The following is a 5,849-nucleotide window of genomic DNA, read 5'->3' on the forward strand; positions in this document are numbered from 1 at the left end:
CGAACACGAAACCGACCCGGCTACGCTACGGCTGGCCGCCTGACCACACGAAGACGTGTCCACTTCTCGGGGCGAAGGCCCGACGTCGACGTCGTCGTGGCGTTGCATGACCATGCCGGAGGCCGTGTACCGGTCGGTGACCACGGTCTGTCCTGCCGCCAGGCGGGGCGCGATCTCGGTGGTCGCTTGGTGGTAGCGGTCTGCGGCGTACAGGCATGCCAGCGCGTGGCCGGCGACGGTCTGGGTCAGCCCGCGTGCCAAGGTGCCGATCGGTCCGGTAGAGGGCTGCCTGGTCTGGTGGACGTCGACGCCCGCGGCGCGCAGGAGCGCGCTCAGGTTGGTGCACAGGGTCGACTTGCCGACGCCGGACGGTCCGTCGACCGCGATCAGCAGACCGGCACGGCGCGCATTCAGGGCCGTCATAGGTCGAACAGCGTCGCGTCGGCAGCCGCCGCAGAGGCTTGCTTGGACGAGGACCCCATCGCGCCAGCCTGCTGTAGCGCTTCGAGGGTCACACCTGGCGTGCGGGTGGCGAGCTGGACGAAGAGTCTCGCGGTGACGGTGGCGTCGTAGTCCGCCCGGTGTGCCCGCATCCCTGGAGGCAAACCGTCCGCGAGATGGCGGTGCTCGACCAGGGCGCTCAGACCGTAGGAGGGCAGGTCGAAGGCCCGCCGCGCCAGCTTCAACGTGTCGAGCGCGACCGGCGGCTCCCAACCAGGCAGCGATCGACGCAGGACATCGACGTCGACGTGGACCCCATGCCCCACCGCGATCGCGTCCCCCAGAGCTGCCTGGATCTCCTGGGCGACCTCTTCGACCGCGGGCGCATCGGCGACATCGTCGTTGCTGATGCCGTGGACCTTGCGAGCCTGCCAAGAGATCGGTGTCGGCGGACGAAGGAGCCACGTCCTGGCTTTCCCGATCTTCCCGTGTCGGACCGGCACCACAGATACCTCGACGAGCTCGGGAGGCCGTGCGCCGTTGCCTTCGACGTCGACGACCACGTAGTCGGCCTCGCTCCAAACCATGCTCATGCGGGTGTCTCCTCGCTCGGGACCCACCCGATGTCGGCGCGCCCGTGCAGACGGAGCTTGTGCGGGTGGCGCGTGTCGTGAAACTGGAACCCGAGGCCGTGTTGGAGGAAGTACCGAGGCGACTCGTCCAGCCCCGCTACCAACACGGCACGTTCGGTGATGTCCACGATCTCGACATCCTCCCTGCCCGGTAGCCGGCGCGCGAGGTCACGCACCGCGTCTTCGGTCGGGACCTGGTGGTGCTGCGCGCACAGGGCCAGCTGCTTGACCGGGCAGATGTCGCACAGCTCCCGGACGCCGTAGTGCCCGTTGTAGTCCGGCACCTCGTGAGCGAACGAGACCGAGCAGCTGGTCTTGCGGAACAACGGCCCCCCGGCGCCGTCAGCGAACGCCTCCAGGACCCGGCGCTCGAGGGTCTCCGGGACGATCTTGCGGCGTGCGGTGTCCTCGTACGGTTCCGGGATCTTGTTGGCCTTGTAGTAGTCGGCGATCTCGTCGCGGTAGAACAGGCCCGTGAACACCGTCCCGTGGGCGTGGTGGGACAGCTCGACCGCCTTGGCCATGTGCTCCGGTGTGTCATTCAGACCGGGCACCAGTGGACGCCAGTACAGGATGACGCGGTACCGGTCGGCGTGCGCGTAGAGGGTCTTGAGGGATTCTTCGGCGATCTCGCTCTTGACCGGCTCGATCCGCTTGTCACTGATTCCGGAGTAGGTCACCAGGATCGTGACCCGGATGTTGGCCAGCCGGTTGAGCCGGTCGCAGTCCTCCGGGTCGACGCGGTACCGGGTGATGACCAGGACGTGGTTGGTCAGTCCGCGTGCGTCGAGGTCTTCCAGGACGTTGAACAGGTGGCCCTTGACGCGAGGCAGGAAGGGGTCGGTGGCCCGGTTGAAGATCTGCACGGGGGTGTGGTGTGCCTGGAAGTAGGGGTGCTCGACCAGCTGTCGCACGGCCTCGTCGTCGGGCATCAGCGCCCGCGGTTGCGTCATCTCCCACACGCCGTAGGTGTGGCGGATGCAGTAGGCGCAGTCCAGCGGGCAGCCCTGGATGTGGTTGAGCGACAGTCCGGACTTGCGGTAGTCCACGACGCTGCGCGCCGCTTCGGGTAGCTGGGCGATCTGGTCAGGGGTGAGCAGCGGAACGGTGACGGGCACGAGCGCCTCCGGAGGGAGATACCTGCCCCTTCCCGAGCGAAAAGGGGTACCCGGTCAATCTGCCGGGTACTGCCTGATCTCGGCACGGCATTCTGGCAGGTCGGCTCCGGCATTCTGCGGGGCCGATGCTCTTCTCGGGTCGAAAGAATAGGCATTCTGCCAAAATGCGTACCGCAGACTGCCAGAATGCGGCGGTGAACTCTTGTTTATGATCGCCAGCTGCTGGTGCGGTTACGCCCATGACTTCTGAGGCTCCTCCGCGACATGTCCTGGACCCGACCGGGAAAGATGTGTACGGCGAGATCGACAGGCTCCGCGCCGACGGGCCGGTGGTGCGGGTCGAGATGCCTGGCGGGCTGCCCGCGTGGGTCGTGCTCGGGTATGCCGAGGCTGTCGACCTGCTCAAGGTCCGCAGCAGGAGCCCGTTGGTGTCCAAGGACATCGCGCACTGGGCAGACTTTGTCGCCGGGCTTGTCCCGGCGGACTGGCCGCTCCTGATGTGGGCAGTCAAGGCCGGCATGTTCACGGCCGATCCGCCGCGTCACCGGGACCTGCGGTCCTGGGCCGCACCGGCGTTCACACCGCGCAGGATCAAGCACCTGGCACCGGTGATCGGCCAGTTCGTCGCCAACCGCCTCGATGCCATGGCGCCTGCGGTCTCTGGTGGGGAGGTCGTGGACCTGCGGGCCGAGTTCTGCCTGCCGGTACCGATCGAGGCCATCGGCGCCCTGTTGGGTGTCCCGGACGATCTGGCCGGGACGTTCCGCTTGGGTGCGGACGCTCTGTTCGACACCTCGGTAACGCCCGAGGTGGCGCAGGCCCGGTTCGTGGCGTTGTTGGGTGCGATCGAGACGATGGTCGACCGCAAGATCGCCGTCCCGGGCGTGGACCTGACCAGTGACATGGTCAAGACCCTCGGCAAGAAGGACGCCTATACCCGCGAGGTGCTGCTGGAGACGGTGCGCCTGACGATCGTGGCCGGGTACGAGACCACGGGCAATCTGATCGACCAGGCCGTGTTCGCACTGCTGACCCACCCCGAGTACCTGGGCGCGGTGCGGGCCGGGGAGATCTCGTGGGATGCCGTGATCGACGAGACCCTGCGCTGGGCCGGTGTTGCCGCCAACCTGCCGCTGCGGTTCGCCGTGAAGGACTTCGAGCTCGGCGGCGCCCAGATCCAAGCTGGTGACGCGATCCTGGTCAACTACGCCGGTACCGGCCGGGACCCGGCCAAGTTCGCCCGGCCCGACGTGTTCGACCCGACCCGGGCCTCCCGAGATCATCTCGGGTTCGGGCACGGCACCCACTTCTGCCTCGGCGCGCCCCTGGCCGTCCTGGAGGCCAAGACCGCGCTGCCCGCGCTGTTCGACCGGTTCCCGGAGCTGTCCCTGGCCGAAGATCCAGACGCCATCCCGGCCAACCCCGGGTTCATCACCAACGGGCACGCCCGTCTCCCGGTCCGCCTGGGCACCCCCAGCGCCTGACTCACAGGGCCGGGGCCGCCGACGGTGGCCCCGGCTCGGCCGACGCCCGATGGGCACCGGTCTGCCGGTGACTACCGGTGACGCATCCCCCTTTTCATCATGACTGGGCTTCGTGCGCCCAGAACGCACCCGCCCTCCGAGGAGACCTGACGTTGTACGGCATTTCTGATGTCCGCCTGGACGACCTTGCCGCGAACCCTGGTTCGGGACTGCCGATGCTGGCCGCGGCGACCATGGCTCCTGACCCGGCTGCCGTGTACCGCGCGTGGCGGGCACAGTGGGGACCGGTCGTCCCGGTCGAGTTGTCCGACGGCGTGCTGTCCTGGCTAGTGCTCGACTACGAGGCGATCGTGAGCGTGCTCCAGAACGAGACCGCGTTCAGCCGCGACGTGCTGCATTGGGCCGCGTTCCACGACGGGCAGGTCAAGGAGGGCACCGGCCTGCATGCCTTCTTCTCCCCTCGGCAGAACGCGTACTACACCGAGGGCAAGCGCCGTGCCCGGCTACGGCTCGTCGTGGACGACGGGTTCGCGAGCATCGACGAGACCAAGCTCGTCCGTAGTGTGCGTGCCGTCTGCCGGGCGCTGCTGGCAGAGATCGCGCCCCTGGGCCAAGCGGACCTGGTCGCTTCCTACACCGCCGCGGTCCCGTCGTTGGCGGTCGCGGCGCTGTACGGGCTGCCGGCCCACCTAGCCGAACGCACGCGTCAGTTCGCCACCGGGGCTTCCCCCTGAGTAGTGGACACGCGAGAGACTGGGCCTGGTTTGGTCCGGAGGAAGCGAGTCTGCCGTCATGGTGCGGAAGTTCTACCCGGAGGAGTTCAAGGCCGACGCCGTCGAGCTGTACTCCTCCACGCCGGGGGCGACGATCAAGAAGATCGCCGCTGACCTGGGAGTTCACGAGGGAACACTGTCTGCTTGGCTGCGCGCCGCGGGTGTGACGACGCCAGCAGCAGCCGGCCGGGCCGACAGCGGCGGGTCGAGCGGGTCTGGGGTGCCCGAGACGCCGGCTGAGGAGCTGGAGCGGCTGCGGGCTGAGAACAAGCGGTTGCGGGCGGACAAGACGCTGCTGGAGACCGAGCGGGAGATTCTGCGCAAGGCAGCGAAGTATTTCGCGGGCGAGACGACCTGGTGAGCCGTTTCCAGTTCGTCGCCGAGTTCCACGACACCTTCGGGGTGAAGCGGCTGTGTGAGGTCCTGCAGGTTGCCAGGTCCTCCTACTACAAGTGGCGTGATGGTGCCGATCGTCGGGCCGAGCGTGCTGCGGCGGACGCCGAGTTGGCGGCCCGGGCTGCGGCGATCACGGCCGAGTTCGACGGGACCTACGGGTCTCCGCGGGTGACCGCCGAGCTGCGCGACGCCGGGGTGGTCGTCAACGCCAAGCGCGTGGCCCGGGTGATGCGCGAGCACGGGGTGGTGGGGGTCCACCTACGTCGGAAGGTCCGCACCACGGTGCCCGCCAAGAACGCGCCGAAGGTCCCTGACCTGCTCCAGCGCGACTTCACGGCCGCCGCGCCGAACAAGAAGTACGTCGGCGACATCACCTACCTCGCCGTCGGTGACGGGCAGTTCCTCTACCTGGCCACGGTGATCGACTGCTTCAACCGGCGCCTGGTCGGCTGGCAGATCGCCGACCACATGCGTGACGACCTGGTCATCGAGGCCATCGACGCCGCGGCGCGCGAACGCGGGAGCCTGGCCGGGGCGATCTTCCACTCCGACAACGGGGCCCAGTACTGCTCGGACGACTTCGTCGCCGCGGCCGGCCGGCACGGGCTGGCCCTCTCCCGCGGTGCGGTGGGCACCAGCGCTGACAACGCGCTGGCCGAGAGCTTCAACGCGGCGCTCAAGCGCGAGACCCTGCAGGGCGAACGACGGTGGAACGGCGCCCGGGAGTGCCGGAAGTCCGTGTTCCGGTGGGTCACCCGCTACAACACGCGACGACGACACTCCTACTGCGACTACATGAGTCCTATCGATTTCGAGAACGCTCATATGGTCGCTACAATTACAATGCCGATTGCTGGTTAACACACTGATGTGTCCACTATTCGGGGGGGAAGCCCCCTCACCCTGCTCAAACCCGAAGATCAACTGTCAGTCTTCAAGTGGCTGGTCTGGGATCGGCTGGTCAGGCTGGCGTTGCCCTGCTCGGCGCGTGTGACTCGCAATCAA

General features: G+C 67.8%; 6 protein-coding genes. 3 read left to right on the forward strand and 3 right to left on the reverse strand.

Annotated features, from left to right (window positions below; all coding sequences use genetic code 11):
* From ACYVK7_RS17865 to ACYVK7_RS17875, 3 genes are all read right to left on the reverse strand, one after another.
* Window positions 1–423, reverse strand: a 423-nt coding sequence (locus tag ACYVK7_RS17865) for a dTMP kinase (protein WP_460889068.1), incomplete at its 3' end; no start/stop codon positions are given.
* A complete protein-coding gene (locus ACYVK7_RS17870; protein WP_460889069.1) occupies window positions 420–1,034 on the reverse strand; it encodes a 3'-5' exonuclease in 615 nt (204 codons plus the stop codon). The genes ACYVK7_RS17870 and ACYVK7_RS17865, both read right to left, overlap by 4 nt.
* A complete protein-coding gene (locus ACYVK7_RS17875) occupies window positions 1,031–2,191 on the reverse strand; it encodes a radical SAM protein (RefSeq protein ID WP_460889070.1) in 1,161 nt (386 codons plus the stop codon). The genes ACYVK7_RS17870 and ACYVK7_RS17875 overlap by 4 nt, the downstream gene beginning before the upstream one ends.
* Window positions 2,192–2,430: 239 nt before the next feature.
* Between ACYVK7_RS17875 and ACYVK7_RS17880 the strand changes: the two genes are divergently transcribed.
* The 3 genes from ACYVK7_RS17880 (at window position 2,431) to ACYVK7_RS17890 (ending at window position 5,705) form a co-directional block, all read left to right on the forward strand.
* Window positions 2,431–3,675: a cytochrome P450 family protein gene (locus ACYVK7_RS17880; protein WP_460889071.1), complete on the forward strand. Its 1,245-nt coding sequence runs from the start codon at window positions 2,431–2,433 to the stop codon at window positions 3,673–3,675.
* Window positions 3,676–3,827: 152 nt separating this feature from the next.
* Window positions 3,828–4,409: a cytochrome P450 family protein gene (locus tag ACYVK7_RS17885; RefSeq protein ID WP_460889072.1), complete on the forward strand. Its 582-nt coding sequence runs from the start codon at window positions 3,828–3,830 to the stop codon at window positions 4,407–4,409.
* Between the two features lie 58 nt (window positions 4,410–4,467).
* Window positions 4,468–5,705 (forward strand): IS3 family transposase gene (locus tag ACYVK7_RS17890; protein WP_460889073.1). Its coding sequence is split into 2 segments (ribosomal slippage): window positions 4,468–4,792 and window positions 4,792–5,705, totalling 1,239 coding nucleotides; the frame shifts between segments, so codons are not numbered across the junction.
* The last annotated feature ends 144 nt before the right edge of the window (window positions 5,706–5,849 follow it).

It is taken from the genome of Promicromonospora xylanilytica (assembly GCF_054782895.1).

Coding starts and splice junctions, on each gene's coding strand:
- ACYVK7_RS17880 (WP_460889071.1), top strand. CDS start 2,431: ATGACTTCTGAGGCTCCTCCGCGACATGTCCTGGACCCGACCGGGAAA.
- ACYVK7_RS17870 (WP_460889069.1), bottom strand. CDS start 1,034: ATGAGCATGGTTTGGAGCGAGGCCGACTACGTGGTCGTCGACGTCGAA.